This window comes from Vibrio wakamikoensis, from assembly GCF_050337275.1.
GTDB lineage: Bacteria > Pseudomonadota > Gammaproteobacteria > Enterobacterales > Vibrionaceae > Vibrio > Vibrio chaetopteri.
In genome coordinates, this window is record NZ_JAKJST010000018.1 from 24,749 (window position 1) to 39,224 (window position 14,476).

Sequence of the window (14,476 nt, forward strand, 5' to 3'; positions counted from 1 at the left end):
AACTCGCCTATGACGGACGAAATACATCAAAAGTCGACTGTAGTGCCGCTTTGTAAGCTGACTAAACACGGGAAAGAGGGGTTGATGAGGATACCATTCGTCATAAGCGATTGTGAGTGGCGCAGAGCTATACCTATGATGAGAGCGGTAACTCACTCAACCCTAGAAGGTTCAATGATGAAAACTGTCTACAAATCTCTACTTTTATGTTTCGCAGCACTCGCGACTACGGCAGGTAACGCGTCTGAAGTGTTAACGTTAACCTGGAAAGATCTCGTTCCTGAAGATCAGCAAGAAATGATTCAGCAAGCGTCAGTACAATTTGTATCCGACCATAGTGGAGAGGCACCAGAACAAAATAAAATAGGTAGCTTTCAAACAGACCTCGCTGGCAAAACCGTTCGTATTCCCGGTTTTGTTATCCCTTTAGAAGGCGACAACGAGAAAACCACCCAATTCTTGCTCGTTCCATATTACGGAGCCTGTATTCACGTCCCACCACCACCGATAAATCAAATAGTCTTCGTTGAAGTACCAGAGGGGACTGCTAACCAAGGACTGTGGGATGTGGTGTATGTGACTGGTACTTTATCTATTGAAGATAAATCTACAGACATAGCGGATTCAGGATATGTGCTACAAGATATTAAAGTTGAGCAGTATGAGGATCAATGAGCTAAAAAAAACCGTTAGACTGTTAACCAGTCCAACCGGGTTTAGTAATTCAAAAGCAAACCTTATTGTCTTCCGACAACAGGTGTCGGGGGACAATAAAGTCTGATCAAAAAACTAAGCTTTTAGCCTTTCAATGACGATACTAATATCTATAGATTGATCATTTTTGTATTAGACTGCACGAACTACAGGTCATAGCTTGACAATAAAGTTTGATCAAAAATTTATACCCGAGTCGCTTAGTGATCACATAGAGACACATCCAAACGTAACGCCCCTATGAGCATTCACCTGTTAGGTCAAACGCATAAAGACCAGTACTAAATATGCCCGTCAAGACTGCAAAACTAAGCCTTAAATTCAAAACTATTGTTCATCAAAATTAGACTATAGAGTTTGAAAGATAATATGTAATTATTCTTTGAATTAAACAATACTGAGGGCATGAAATGGAAAAAACAACCCCGCCTGGAACTGTCTCTTCAGTACTAAAGGTGTTTACTATCGTCTCTGCCTTGGCTGACCAAAAAGAGGCCTGTCTAACTGACCTCTCAAAACAATTGAGAATGTCGAAAGCGACGACCTTGCGTTTTTTACAAACAATGAGAAGTTTAGGATTTGTGCATCAAAAAAGAGGGGAAGAGAAGTACCTATTAACATCGAAGCTATTTGAGCTTGGTTCAAAAGCGCTTGAGCATGTTGATTTAATCGACGCGGCAAACAAGGAAATGACAGTTGTCTGCGGTGCCTTTAATGAAACTGTTCACTTAGGAGCCATTGATGAAGACGCAATTATTTACCTTCACAAAATAGATTCAGACTATCGCTTTCGAATGCATTCAAGAATTGGTCGACGAAACCCTCTCTACAGCACCGCAATTGGCAAGGTTCTCATGAGCTACCTATCTGAGCCCGGAATCAGGAGGCTTCTCGCTACTGTGGAATTCAAAGCTCACACAGACAAAACACTTAAAAATGTTGAGCAACTCCTGGCTGAGCTAGATTGGGTCAAGCATCAACATTATGCGGAAGATATTGAGGAGCAAGAACCGGGGTTACGATGCGTCGCTGTACCTGTGTTTGACCGATTTGGAGAAGCTGTCGCAGCGATTTCAATCTCTTTTCCGACTAATCGATTTGATGAAAAAAGAAAACACGATTACCTCAACTCATTACAACACGCTGCTCGTAACATTTCCAAGAACCTCGGGTATCATCATTACCCTGTATAGTATTTGAGCTTTATAATGATCACACATTTTGAAGAGCCACTCCGAAAAAGAGAGGCTCTCCTAAATGCTAACTAAAGCGATATTCTATTCACCCACTTATCGAGTCTAGAATAGCTATTATCCTCGATAACAACATTCGTCGTTTCTCTACCATCCTCCGGACGAAGGACGATACCCCATGTCGTTGTGTCTTTCTCCCGTGAACCGTCTTGCGTGATTCCGTTTATTATATTTTTTGTCACACGATTACTGCCCTGAACCCCATTGAGCGCAATACCTTCGTATTGTTTTCCATACTTGTTTGTCGGCGTAGGAGAGTCGGCAACAATCGAACCAAGGTTATCGATGCGATTACTGTCTATCACCACATCGTTAGCACGCTCGACACTGATGGGTCTGACTGAGTTTGACACACTATTTTCAGAGATATTGACGTTAGTTGCAGTCCAACCGTCATACACTCTTTTGATACTCAAACCTACAACGACATCGTTCATAACATTGTTTTGCATTTTGATATTATCAGCGCCTCGTTTACTAGTTATGCCATCATAGGCTCTTTCTACGTAGTTATTGACGAGCGTGAAGTGGTCTCCATACTCTCCGGACTCGCCCCCAGCAGAGACATAGATTGCTGCATCACGAACGCCAAAGAAGCTGTTGTTTCTAATGATTGCCTTTAGTGCTCCCGTCATGAGAATTCCACTATCTCCACCCGCTAAGTAGTAAGGATCCGTATCATTTTGAGTGCCTATGAAAACAATATTCTCTATGAGTAGTTCATTTAGTTTGCTCTTACCTGAGCTTGTCGCACCACGAATTGAGAGCGCATCTGCTGTCTGCTTTGTTCCTTCTCTTCCTTCCGGGGTCTTATGACGAAAAGGAACAACAGTAGAAACCTTGGCTTTTGACATATTGAACGTGCCACCAGTCCAATCAAAATTTGCTAGCACGCTCGCACCACTACACACATCTGATTTTGATGAATGCGTATCGAAACTAAACATATCTCCATCCAACTGCTCGGTAGCAATAAAACGAGCCTCACTAGCGTCTACTTTAAGATCGTTTCTCAAGTAGATTTTTGTATCTTGGCTAATGTAATAGGTCCCCGTAAGTACCAACTCAGAACCAGTATTCGTGGCTTGCTGGAGCGCGGCTTGGAGTTTACTTGTATCACCTTTGGGGTTTATCGGAGTGGAAGTACAGTCTTCTGCGACTGCTGCGCTAGATACCAAGGATAGAATGAGGAAGGAAAGCTTTTTTGACAAATGATTGCAGTTCATAAATTTCTCTTGTTTTGTTTCAGTTATTGTTTAAATGAGCACTCTATTAGAGTTATAAAACTAAGGCGTCTGCCCTAGCGAGTTAATTAATCATTTGATGTAAATGGGGATCCAACAAGGTAATTTATTGCCCGTAGTCACGTCATCATTTGCCTGTAATATTCGACTCCTAAAAGTAAGAAATTAATGATAGTTCTCTATAAACTAAAAAACCCTTAACGAGAATTAACTCATTAAGGGTATGGTATCATCTTATTTATTAGGCGATTGCTGACGCTTTTGTGACTTTAGTGCTTTCAAGTTTACGTTCAGACCTAACTAACAAGGTACCGATCAGAGCGAGAATCGCAGCGATAATGACAAACAGCATTCTTCCCCACAATGGGTTTGGTACTAGAGTCAGGCAGAGAATAAAGACAGACGCAATAAGTACCATCTTACCAAGCACACTGTTCTGCTTATTATCCATCGCAACACTTTCTGGGCAGTCTTCAACGACAACTTCTGTGTCCACATTGGTAAAGAACTGTTTAACTTCAGCTTCTCGTTGTGCTGGCAGCCCCTTGTAGAAGAACTGTGAACAAACAAAGAATGGTAGTGTAATCGACATGTGTCCGATCAAACCTAGCGTTACCGATTTCATCTCTGTATATTCACGTGACGTCAGCGGTTGATCTAAACCCAGAATCGATTGCAGCGCTTCCGGTGTTAGAACAAAGGCGATAAACCCTGATACACACATACCTACGATCACGGTACCCCAGCCTGCCCAATCAGGTGTTTTCCTAACAAAGAAACACATGATCGAAGGAATGAGGATCGGGAAGCCGATAAGCGTGCTCACCAACATCGTTAAATCAAACAGACCAAACTCTCTCAATGATGTTAGGAAAAGCGCTGCAACAATAATGACGATACCAAACAGAGCCGTTAGTAGCTTACTCACAAAGATTAGGTGTGACTCAGAGTGGTTTTTACAGAAGTATGGTTGATAAACACTCTTCAGAATAATACCTGCATTGCGGTTTAACGCTGAGTCCATCGAAGACATGGTTGCAGCAAACATCGCAGCAAGCATCAAGCCAACCATACCTACAGGCATTTCACGACTAACGAACATAAAGTAGGTCGCGTCAGCCACTTTGTGACCTAGACCAGCCAAGCCCCATGTACTTGTATCTGGGTAATGTGCAGCTACATACCACGCAGGCACAAACCAAAGTAATGGGCCAATAAGCATTAACGTACCCGCTAAGATCGCTGCTTTACGAGCGTTTTTGGTATCTTTTGCCGCAATATAACGGTAGGAGTCAACCATATTGTTGGTGCTAAAGAACTGTTTAATAAACATGAAGATAAACCAGCCAACAAACAAGTAAGCGTGGTTGTACCCGTCTCCAATAAATGGCTGTTCAGGAAGACCGGCCTCAAGAAGTGGTGTCAAACCACCAGACTTCCAAATCGCGACTGCGCCCGTGACTAACGTCATAGTTGTCAAGATGATCATCTGCATGAAGTCTGACGCAATCACCGCCCAGCTGCCACCAACGAGAGACATGAACAACACCACTGAACCAGCAACAATAATTGTTAGCTCTAGCGGCAATCCAATTACAGCACTAGTAAACACAGCCAGTGCATTAATCCAAATCGCAGCCTGGAGAACACTCAGTGGAACATTTGCCCATGTGAAAACTTGCTCGTTCACTGGACCAAGTCGCATACGAACACCTTCCAATGGTGTGTCTACTCGCATCTGACGTGCTTTTGCTGCAAAAAACAAATAGTTACACAGGTAACCAAGAGCGTTTGCATAAAAAACGGTTGTCGCTACTGCAAATCCACCTGTTAGTGCCTTACCCATGTGGCCAGTAAACGTCATGGCACTAACTGCTGTCATGAATGATGTGGAACCCACCATCCACCAGAGCATTTTACCGCCCCCACGAAAATAATCACTTGTGGAGTTACTGAAGGATTTGAATAAGACCCCAATTGCCACAAGGAAGCCAAAGTAAACCAGTACGATTGCTATATCAACCATGTTTCTTCCCTTTCATTATTTTATTTCAACGTAATTTATTCTAATTTGCTCGTTCTACCCGAACATTAATCACAATCTCACCTGAATAGATAAGTGACAAAAGAATGTAGAATAAAAAGTCTATTCCATCTATTCATGAGTCACCAATTCTTCATTTGAGAAATAATTTCACAATCAATTAAAACCAACATAGTAAAGTTACAATCTATACCGACTTAGTGAAATGATAATCTTTGGTAATTTTGAGGGCAAAATTTGCATAGTGTGTGAGTTAAAATAACTGAGAATTGATCGCGTTACTGGATGAGCAATCCACGTCGGTTAAAAAGGTAATCACCAAGATGCTCCCCCTCTAAGATCTCTCAATGCTCGAAAAAAGAGCCCGTCATGGATGACGGGCTCACCGATTTAACTCATTGGGTAAAACTACCCTAGTGACTTCATGTACAGCGCTAGCACTTCATCAGGGGTCATGCTGACAGGATTTCCACCTGCGCATGGGTCTGCCAATGCACTATCCACCCAGGCTTTTACGTCTTCTTCTGTGACACCTAACTGGCCAAACCCAGCGGGAATTCCAACACGCGAGCTGAGTTCACGTATAGCCTTCACAGCTTCAAGACTCGCCTGCTCTTCAGACATCCCATCAGTGTTGCACCCTAGGGCAACAGCCAGCTTAGCAAACTTCTCTATTTTATGTGGCCGGTTAAACTCACACACTAATGGTAAGAGAATCGCGTTGCAGACCCCGTGCGGTAGGTTCTTATGTGCGCCTGCAGGGTGTGCCATGGCATGAACCATCCCCAATCCAGCACTATTGAATGCCATACCCGCTAGGAACTGGCCTAATGCCATTTTCTCTCGCGCTTCGATATTTGAGCCATCCTCGACGGCATGAGGTAAGTACTGGCTAATCACGCGAACAGACTCTAACGCAGAGTGGTCGGTTAAGGTGTGTGCTCCCACTGAAACGTAAGCTTCAATAGCATGCGTCAGAGCATCCATACCCGTTGCTGCCGTAACATCCGCGGGTAAGCCAACCATAATGCTAGGATCATTCACCGAGATATCCGGAATAATATTACTATCAATAATAACGCACTTTACTTTGTTCCTTTCATCAGTAATGACAGCATTACTGGTCACCTCTGCAGCCGTGCCTGCGGTAGTATTGATAGCAAATAACGGTACACCTTGATTCTTTACATTGTTCACCCCTGTATAAAGAGTGATGGGTTGTGGATTTGCAGTCAGGATTTTTACCGCCTTCGCGGTATCAATAGCGCTACCTCCGCCAAAACCAATAATGTAGTTGGCACCGGACTTTTTGTAGGCTTGATACGCTTTATCAACCACTTCGACAGTAGGGTTTGGAACGGTATCGGTGAAGCAAGTGAACGATAAGTTGGACTCTTTAAGAGCAGTAATCAGCGGCTCAAGTAAACCCAGTTCCTTCAACGCATTGTCCGCGATAACGAAGCCGTCTCCAACATCTTTCGAGACTAGATGACCAACCAATTCATTGATCGCATGTTCCCCTGAAATATTAATTTTTGGTAGTGCCAAAGTAAAAGCCATATTTATTCCTTGTAATTAACAACTATATATTTACAAATAATCACAGGTCGATTATTGAAACTCGACCACAAACTTTTAGAGCGCTGATTCACCAGCGACAGAGAGTTAAAGCAAATTCTAGGCTCGATATCTAAAGCGTGAGATACGCAATCAAACTGACCAAAATAACGATCATGGTCGCTGAATAAACGTGGCGTTCAGACATACGTTTCATCAAATGAGCAGCGACAGGAACACCGAGAAATGAACCGATAAAAAACAGGATTGCTGTATGAATATCTGACTGCCCACCTTTTGCATACCCTGCTGCTGCAATGGCAGATAGACACAGTGCCAACACTACCGAAGAGCCAACAGCTTTCTTAATATCCACATGCAGCACATTGTTGAGGACAGGGAGAAGCAAAACGCCCCCACCAACGCCTGTTGAGCCCAAAACGGAGCCACAAAACATACCAGATACAATCGCCTTTTTAGTGTTCGTTTTAGGTTCAGAAGTCATGCCCTGCTTGACCTTAGACGAGCTTTTGAATTTAGAGAACACAGAAATCAAGGAACCAACCATCACAGTAGTCACCAGCCAAGCAACCATCTGCTCTGTCCTTTGTGAGTAAAACGGATGTGTGCTGAAGTAAACGACTAACTGAGTAACCATCAAGGTAACCGGAACCGCTCCAACAAAAAGTAGCGCTATCTTGTTCCAAGATACGTTACGAGCTTTTATGTGTACTAGGGAAGCGTTGATTTTTACCATCGCTGAAATCATACTTGCGGTGCCGACCGCCAACACCGGAGACATGCCACAAAATAACTGCAACATGGGTATTAACAGCACGCCTCCGCCAACCCCCGTTAGTCCCAAACACAAACCAAATATGCTTCCCAAAATCAGCTTCAATACCACTGCATCCGCAGACCACACGTTCGTCAACAGCTCATAGAATGGCATAAACCACCTCCTTAACAAACAAAAACAAAACCCCTTTTTAATTTTTACAATCTAACGTGCCAATTTGTTTTTGGTTTATGGTGTTGATCATATTTCGTCTGTTTTTTTTGCAGTACACTAATCCTTCCAACAGCTCGCAATGACGGCAGAATGACGATACCAATACCAACATCACTAAAAGAGATGACCAATAGAATCACCGTTGGCAAGCGAGAAGCCGTCTACTTTAGTCAAGATAAGGCATCTGGGTTTTATCGCGTTGAAAGTGGATTTATCGGGCTTTACCAGGTAGCAGAAACCGGAAAAGAATCGTTACTAAGATTGTATGGAAAGGGCTCGTATTTTGGGTATCGGTCTCTATTTACCTATCAGCGCTATCCCGCAACGGCAAGGGCAATGGAAGACAGTGTTATCAGTCGGGTGAATGTCCACTCTTTTGAAGACTTGCAACACCTATCCCCCTCACTGACCAAAGCCCTCACAACCGAGGTGTGTCAAGAGTTGGGCGAAGCCGAGCGACGTCTCGTTCAATTTAGTGCTTTCAACGCTAAAAACAGAATCATCGATGCGATACAGCATTTCTTTGCGCACTATCCCCACTATCCTTGGACCTATCGCGAAATTAGCGAATACAGTGCTACCGACGTCACGACGGTGATTCGGTTTTGTAAGTTACTCAAACAATCCGGTGTGCTTTGCAAACACCATCGCAACCCCCACCCGCTCGATCTATCAAAACTGAGGAGCACTCATTGGATGTCCAAGGAAAACGTTGAATGAAAAAGCCCTGTCCTAAGAAGTCACCATGGCGTGAAGAGGGGAACGCACCTGATTATCGTTTCTCACTTGCCAACGAAAGAACCTATCTGGCGTGGATTAGAACATCGCTTGCCTTGTTAGCCGGTGCTATTGCTCTTGACCAACTTACACCAGAGCTTTCAAACCCATTAGTGCGGCTGCTGCTTTCTTGTTTCCTGTGTCTCTGCTCAGGCGCGGTTGGGATCTATGCTTACCGACGATGGTCTCGCAACGAACAGGCGATGAGGTTAAACCAAGAGCTCCAATACACATCGAACATGAAGATAATTAGTACCACCATTTTGGTGCTTACTTTCATCATCGCGTTGGCCATCACTCTATGAGTGCGGTAAATGGTCTGCAGTTAGAACGCACTGTCTTGTCATGGCTGCGGACACAGTTGGTTCTATTTGCCATCGGTGTGGCATTGATAAAGGTGTCGCTCACTCATGATGCCACTCTCATTTATCTATGTGGTGCAACGGCAATGCTGGTTGCCATCATGTGTTCTCTCTCCCACGCGAGAATGATCAAGTTTTTTACTTCAATAATAATAATGCTGATAGCAGCAGCCTACGCCCTAACTATGCTATCTGATGCCTTTTCATAGGAAAACTACAATGAACCAAATTTCCAACTGTCATGTGATGGCCAAACCGTCTGGTTCGGTATGTAATATCGACTGTGACTACTGCTTTTACCTAGAGAAAGAGAAACTCTACCCTGATAGGCAAAAGAACTGGCGCATGGATGAGGAAACGCTTGAGGTGTTTATTCAGCAATACATCGATGCGCAGCAGGGCGATACCGTTCAATTTGCCTGGCAAGGAGGAGAGCCAACACTACTCGGTGTGGACTTTTATCGCACCGTAGTTCAATTGTGCGAACGTTATCGGGGCAACAAAAAGATCTCACACGGTTTTCAAACTAATGGGATTTTGATCAACGACGAATGGTGTGAGCTGTTCAAACAAAACGACTTTTTGATTGGTGTTTCTATTGATGGGCCAGAGGACCTTCATGATGCATATCGCACCAACACGAGCGGCAAAGGTACCCATCGCAAAGTTGTCGATGCGATCGAGTTATTAAAAAAATATGGTGTCGAATTTAATACCCTTACCGTCGTCAACGATAAGAACGTCAAACACCCACTTAAGGTCTACCAATACTTAAAAAGCATTGGATCGAACTTCATTCAGTTCATTCCTCTGGTAGAGCGACAAGAATCCGACCAGCAGACAAACGATACCTGGTTAGTTAACCCAGATCAAAAAGATGGCAAGGTCACGCCTTGGTCAGTCCAACCCGATGAGTACGGTCAATTCCTAAATACCATCTTCGATTACTGGGTCACCAAAGATGTAGGACGAGTATTTGTTCAGCAATTTGATACCACTTTAACGACCTGGCTTGGACAGTCGAGCCCAATATGTGTATTTTCGCCAAGGTGCGGGCATGCATTTGCCATCGAGGCGAATGGTGACCTATTTCAATGTGACCACTACGTCTATCCAGAATATAAACTTGGCAATATCCACGACCGTACAATCAAGTCGATGAACAATAGCGAAGAAGCGATTAATTTCGGACTCAACAAATCTAAACAACTGAATAGTAAGTGTCTGTCATGCCGATATCGATTCGCATGCCATGGTGGTTGCCCGAAACATCGCTTTTTGCCAGGACCAACAGGTGAACTCGACCATAACTATTTATGTCAAGGATACTTTAGCTTCTTCGACCATTCTCAGCATGCGATGGCTTACATGGCAAAGCTGATCAAAAGTGGCCAATCACCAGCCAAGATTATGGATCAGTTCTCGAGTAACACTATGGAAAGGGTGGGTAGCAATGACGCCTGTCCATGTGGCAGCGGGAAGAAATATAAGCGCTGTTGTGCGTAAATGACATCGAGTGACCGTAAGTTATTGAGAACATAAAGTAACCGGGCGAATTGACTAAAAATCCCGGTATCAAAAAAAGTCCATAGTGGCGACACTATGGACTTTATCTTTTAGCATAATAGCGACAATTTGCGCGTTAACTATGCTTCTAAAAAACTGGATCCCTAAAAACTAGACTTCTAGAATTTCGGGGGTCGTTCCTTCGATGCGATAGATCTCGTCAAGAAGAAGTTGTCTAAGCTTCTCTTTAACCGGTTTCAAATCCTCGTTAGCAACTAGGTTTTCTAACTGATTAGGATCGTCTACGAGGTTGTATAAGAACTCTTCTTGATAAACCGCACTTTCTTTCTCAATCAAGCCACTTTGGTCCGGAGCCGATACCGAGTATGTCCATGTGTCAGTACGAATGGCACGGCCAATTTGTGACTCACTGATCTGAATGAAGCTCACATTGTCTTTCTTGGCATTATCAATGTACAAATCTTGCAGCGGTTGACCTTGCATGTAGCTCGGTACATTGATGCCAGCCGCCTTAAGCAGAGTCGGAACAACATCGATAATACTCGCGTGATCGTCAATCACCTGACCCGCTTTCGCTCGTGGATCGTAGATCACGAATGGAATACGGATCGAAGAGTCATGGCATGAGCGCTTGTATTCACTGTTACGTGTCTTGAAGTGAGAGCCGTGATCACTCAGATAGATGATGACCGTGTTGTCATCTAATCCTTTATCTTTCACCGCTTGGCGGATTTTACCCACGTTTTGGTCTAGGTTGTTGCAACACCCTAGATAGTCTGGATACTCCTCAGCCCAATCTCCATCAACAAATGGTTCAAGATCACCAGGCACCTTAAAGTTGCTCCATTTTTCTTGCGACCCATGTGGGCCTTCGTAGGTTTTACGATCATTCTGATGATGCGGCTCTAGGTAAGACAAGAATAAGAAGAACGGCTTCTCTTCTTGGTAATTACCGATGTAATCTGTAGTCAAGTCAGTCAAAAAGTCAGCACGATAAACATCTTCATCCCAACTTACTTTGTTGCCATCGATGTCGAACATGTGTCCACCGTAGCCATGTGAAGTGCCCTCAAGGATATCTGATGCAACCCAGAAGTCTTTATAACCACCGCGATATTGTTTTGGTATTGCTGTGAAACAGTTATCGATCGTTTCACCTGAACTCTCTGTTGGTGCCGCTACAACAAAGCCTTCATGAGCAGTGTTGTTTGACGCTAGGTGCCACTTACCTACGTAACCGACGCTGTATCCCTCGTCAGAAAGAAAGTGAGCCACGGTTTTTTGACCTTGAGGGAGAATAATGTCATTTCGAAAGCAACCTGTTTCGGTTGGATATAGCCCCGTTTGCATTGTCGAACGTGTAGGGCCACATACAGGGTTAACTGTAAATGCGTTCTCGAACATGACACCATCGCGTGCAAGCTCATCGAGATTTGGGGTCACCGGCAATTCCTGACCGTAACAACCTAACGTATCCCAACGCTGTTGATCGCTAAAAATTACAATGATGTTCGGCTTGTTCATATTTACCTCTTGATACTAATTTGTTTCGTAGCTTTAGCTGATCGTCATTACGCTAAATAAAACATCTCTGTTAACTCTGTCGATTTTGGGCTGCTATCAGGATTCGTCTCCATGATATCTTCCATATAACGCCACCATTCCTGACAAGCTTCAGTTTTTGAAACGCAGTTCCATTTTTCTAAGGATTCTAACTCGACATAGCCAAACAGACAACCGGTCTCCTGATCTAGAAAGATAGAGTAGTTGTTTGCTCCCGCTTCTTTAAGCACCGCGACTAACTCAGGAAAAACGTTATCATGACGTTTTTTGTATTCTTCAAACTGACCGGGATTAACTTTGAGTTTAAACGCTTTTCTAATCACCTAACGTCCCCTCACGCCAATGCTTTTTCATTCAACGTTACGTTGAATGCAGACTCTAGTTCTTTGAATTCTTGGGGTTGAATAGTCTGTCGTTTACCACCCATAGCAAGAACTTTAACGAGTATCTCAGCGGCCTTCTCTGCCGTATCCATCAAGCCAAACGCAAGGCTTAGGTCTTCTGCAGAACAGAACGTGCCATGGTGAGCCCAAATAGCGACATCGAACGTTTTCATCAACTCACTCGTGTACTCTGCGATGGCGCGGCCACCGGGTACCATCCAAGGAACAATCCCCACGCCAGCAGGGAATACTACCGGACACTCGGTCGCCATTTCCCACAATTCGCGAGTAAATGTCTCAGCTTCAAGTGGCAAGACAAAGGTAAGTGCGATTAAGTTTGTTGTATGAGAGTGCATCACGACTCGATGCGCACCACCCGTTTCATCATATTTGACTGAGTGGTTCATAAGATGCGCAGGTAGCTCACTCGTTGGCTTCGCGTTGTTAATAAGCCCCCAGAGAGTTCTGTACTGAGTACCATCTTCTGATACTTGGATGATTCCCGCATTCTCTTCAATACACACTTCTACGTTTCGAAAGTACTTACCGCTACCTGTGACGATAAAGTATTCATTGGCCAGATTCGCGACCGTCACACCGATGTCCGCCCATTGCGATGCCTCATCAAAAAATGGACGAGCCTGTTCGACTTCGGATTCCGTTAAACGGTAGGACAAGTTGCCACCATTACGCTCATGCCACCCTTTTAGCCATGCATCGTGGGTCGTTTTTTTAAACTCTTGTATAAATGCTAACTTATCCATTATTTGCCTCGCTTAAACAAAACGTCTTGCTCGTATAGTTCGACCGCTCTAAACCAATCTTCGTTTGCTGGTACATCGTTTGACTCACAGAAGTAGTTCCAAATATCACCCATTGGGTAGGTTTTTAGCTCTTCCATTAGAACTAGACGCTGAGTGAAGTCACCTTCATTTTGTAACTCGGTCAACTTGTCATGCGGCATAAGCATGGCTTCAAGCAGTGCTTTTTGCATATTGCGTGTGCCCAATACCCAAGCAGCTACGCGGTTGATGCTGGCATCAAAGAAATCTAGGCCGAGGTAAACGTTATCCAAGCTATCAGTACGAACCAGCTCTTTTGCAATTTCTCTAACTTCATCGTTTAGCGTTACGACATGATCACTGTCCCAACGAACAGGGCGAGTCACATGCAAAGCAAGCTCGTCTTGATAAAGCAGCATAGATGAAATCTTGTCAGCAACTGACTCCGTCGGGTGGTAGTGGCCATTATCTAACAAGCAAAGTTTATTGTTCGCAATCGCGTACCCCATATAAAACTCGTGCGAACCAACCGTGTATGATTCAACACCGATACCGAATACCTTTGACTCTACAGAATCCTTGTTGAACTGTTCGTCAACGTCTACTGCGAAGATCTCATCAAGTGATTCTTTTAGGCGCTGGCGCGGTTCCAAACGATTGCTTGGGGTATCTTTATAACCGTCTGGAATCCAGATATTCGTTAGACAAGTTTGATCTAACTCCTTACCGAAGTATTCGCCAATTTTACGAGAAGCAATACAGTGCTTAATCCAAAAATCACGGATCTCTTTATCAGGGTGAGACAGCGTCAAACCTTCACTCGCATTTGGGTGAGAGAACAGGCTTGGGTTAAAGTCCAAGCCGAGGTCGCGCTCTTTCGCCCATTCAACCCAGCCTGCAAAGTGCTCTGGCTTTAACTCATCGCGATCAACTGCCACACCATGTGTCTCTGCATATAAGGCATGGAGGTTAATTTTATGCTTACCAGGGATAAGGCTCAGTGCCTTGTCTAAGTCTGCACGTAGCTCTTGAGCATTCGTCGCTTTACCAGGGTAACTACCAGTGGCGGAGATACCACCAGACAGTTCATGAGCCGCTTCCTCGAAACCCGTAACATCGTCGCCCTGCCAACAGTGAATAGAGACTTTAACGTCCTTCAATTTCTCGAGCGCAGCATCAACATCAATGCCCCATTTAGCGTAAAGTGATTTACTCAGTTCGTATCTATCTTTTAAACTCTGTTCCATGATAATTCCTA

At 44.1% G+C, this 14,476-nt stretch carries 14 protein-coding genes; 6 read left to right on the top strand and 8 right to left on the bottom strand.

Annotation, left to right across the window (positions count from 1 at the left end; genetic code table 11):
• The first annotated feature begins 177 nt into the window (after positions 1 to 177).
• Together L4C42_RS09555 and kdgR are read left to right on the top strand one after the other, a co-directional pair.
• Positions 178 to 675: a DUF3299 domain-containing protein gene (locus tag L4C42_RS09555; RefSeq protein ID WP_429760271.1), complete on the top strand. Its 498-nt coding sequence runs from the start codon at positions 178 to 180 to the stop codon at positions 673 to 675.
• 449 nt (positions 676 to 1,124) lie between these two features.
• Entirely contained in the window at positions 1,125 to 1,907 is a 783-nt protein-coding gene (kdgR, locus tag L4C42_RS09560) for a DNA-binding transcriptional regulator KdgR (protein WP_353499880.1), read from the top strand.
• A 71-nt stretch (positions 1,908 to 1,978) separates the two neighbouring features.
• Here kdgR and L4C42_RS09565 read toward each other — a convergent pair whose 3' ends face one another.
• The 4 genes from L4C42_RS09565 to L4C42_RS09580 form a co-directional block, all read right to left on the bottom strand.
• Positions 1,979 to 3,193: a right-handed parallel beta-helix repeat-containing protein gene (locus L4C42_RS09565; RefSeq protein ID WP_429760273.1), complete on the bottom strand. Its 1,215-nt coding sequence runs from the start codon at positions 3,191 to 3,193 to the stop codon at positions 1,979 to 1,981.
• A gap of 259 nt (positions 3,194 to 3,452) precedes the next feature.
• Positions 3,453 to 5,237 (bottom strand): sodium:solute symporter family transporter, encoded by a 1,785-nt coding sequence (locus L4C42_RS09570; RefSeq protein ID WP_418642759.1) that lies wholly within the window; start codon positions 5,235 to 5,237, stop codon positions 3,453 to 3,455.
• Positions 5,238 to 5,663: 426 nt separating this feature from the next.
• Positions 5,664 to 6,815, bottom strand: a complete 1,152-nt coding sequence (locus L4C42_RS09575; RefSeq protein WP_353499883.1) for an iron-containing alcohol dehydrogenase — start codon at positions 6,813 to 6,815, stop codon at positions 5,664 to 5,666.
• A gap of 130 nt (positions 6,816 to 6,945) precedes the next feature.
• Positions 6,946 to 7,764, bottom strand: a complete 819-nt coding sequence (locus L4C42_RS09580; RefSeq protein WP_353499884.1) for a sulfite exporter TauE/SafE family protein — start codon at positions 7,762 to 7,764, stop codon at positions 6,946 to 6,948.
• A 150-nt stretch (positions 7,765 to 7,914) separates the two neighbouring features.
• Here L4C42_RS09580 and L4C42_RS09585 point away from each other — a divergent pair, with 150 nt between their 5' ends.
• From L4C42_RS09585 to L4C42_RS09600, 4 genes are read left to right on the top strand one after another with little or no spacing between them, the layout of a single operon-like run.
• On the top strand, positions 7,915 to 8,544 hold the full coding sequence (locus tag L4C42_RS09585; RefSeq protein WP_353499885.1) for a Crp/Fnr family transcriptional regulator: 630 nt from the start codon (positions 7,915 to 7,917) through the stop codon (positions 8,542 to 8,544).
• Complete coding sequence (locus L4C42_RS09590) at positions 8,541 to 8,906, top strand: YidH family protein (protein ID WP_353499886.1); 366 nt, start codon at positions 8,541 to 8,543, stop codon at positions 8,904 to 8,906. Before L4C42_RS09585 ends, L4C42_RS09590 begins: the two co-directional genes overlap by 4 nt.
• The gene (locus L4C42_RS09595; RefSeq protein WP_353499887.1) at positions 8,903 to 9,172 is read left to right on the top strand and encodes a DUF202 domain-containing protein; all 270 of its coding nucleotides are present in this window, start codon (positions 8,903 to 8,905) and stop codon (positions 9,170 to 9,172) included. The genes L4C42_RS09590 and L4C42_RS09595 overlap by 4 nt, the downstream gene beginning before the upstream one ends.
• Positions 9,173 to 9,182: 10 nt before the next feature.
• The gene (locus tag L4C42_RS09600; RefSeq protein WP_353499888.1) at positions 9,183 to 10,469 is read left to right on the top strand and encodes an anaerobic sulfatase maturase; all 1,287 of its coding nucleotides are present in this window, start codon (positions 9,183 to 9,185) and stop codon (positions 10,467 to 10,469) included.
• A 171-nt stretch (positions 10,470 to 10,640) separates the two neighbouring features.
• Here L4C42_RS09600 and L4C42_RS09605 read toward each other — a convergent pair whose 3' ends face one another.
• The 4 genes from L4C42_RS09605 to L4C42_RS09620 are packed head-to-tail and all read right to left on the bottom strand — an operon-like array spanning position 10,641 to position 14,465.
• Positions 10,641 to 12,014: a sulfatase family protein gene (locus tag L4C42_RS09605; protein ID WP_418642758.1), complete on the bottom strand. Its 1,374-nt coding sequence runs from the start codon at positions 12,012 to 12,014 to the stop codon at positions 10,641 to 10,643.
• 47 nt (positions 12,015 to 12,061) lie between these two features.
• Entirely contained in the window at positions 12,062 to 12,376 is a 315-nt protein-coding gene (gene rhaM / locus L4C42_RS09610; RefSeq protein ID WP_353499890.1) for an L-rhamnose mutarotase, read from the bottom strand.
• 11 nt (positions 12,377 to 12,387) lie between these two features.
• Positions 12,388 to 13,200, bottom strand: coding sequence for a rhamnulose-1-phosphate aldolase (gene rhaD, locus L4C42_RS09615; RefSeq protein WP_353499891.1), 813 nt, complete (start codon positions 13,198 to 13,200; stop codon positions 12,388 to 12,390).
• Positions 13,200 to 14,465: an L-rhamnose isomerase gene (locus tag L4C42_RS09620; protein ID WP_353499892.1), complete on the bottom strand. Its 1,266-nt coding sequence runs from the start codon at positions 14,463 to 14,465 to the stop codon at positions 13,200 to 13,202. The genes rhaD and L4C42_RS09620 overlap by 1 nt, the downstream gene beginning before the upstream one ends.
• Positions 14,466 to 14,476: the final 11 nt, after the last annotated feature.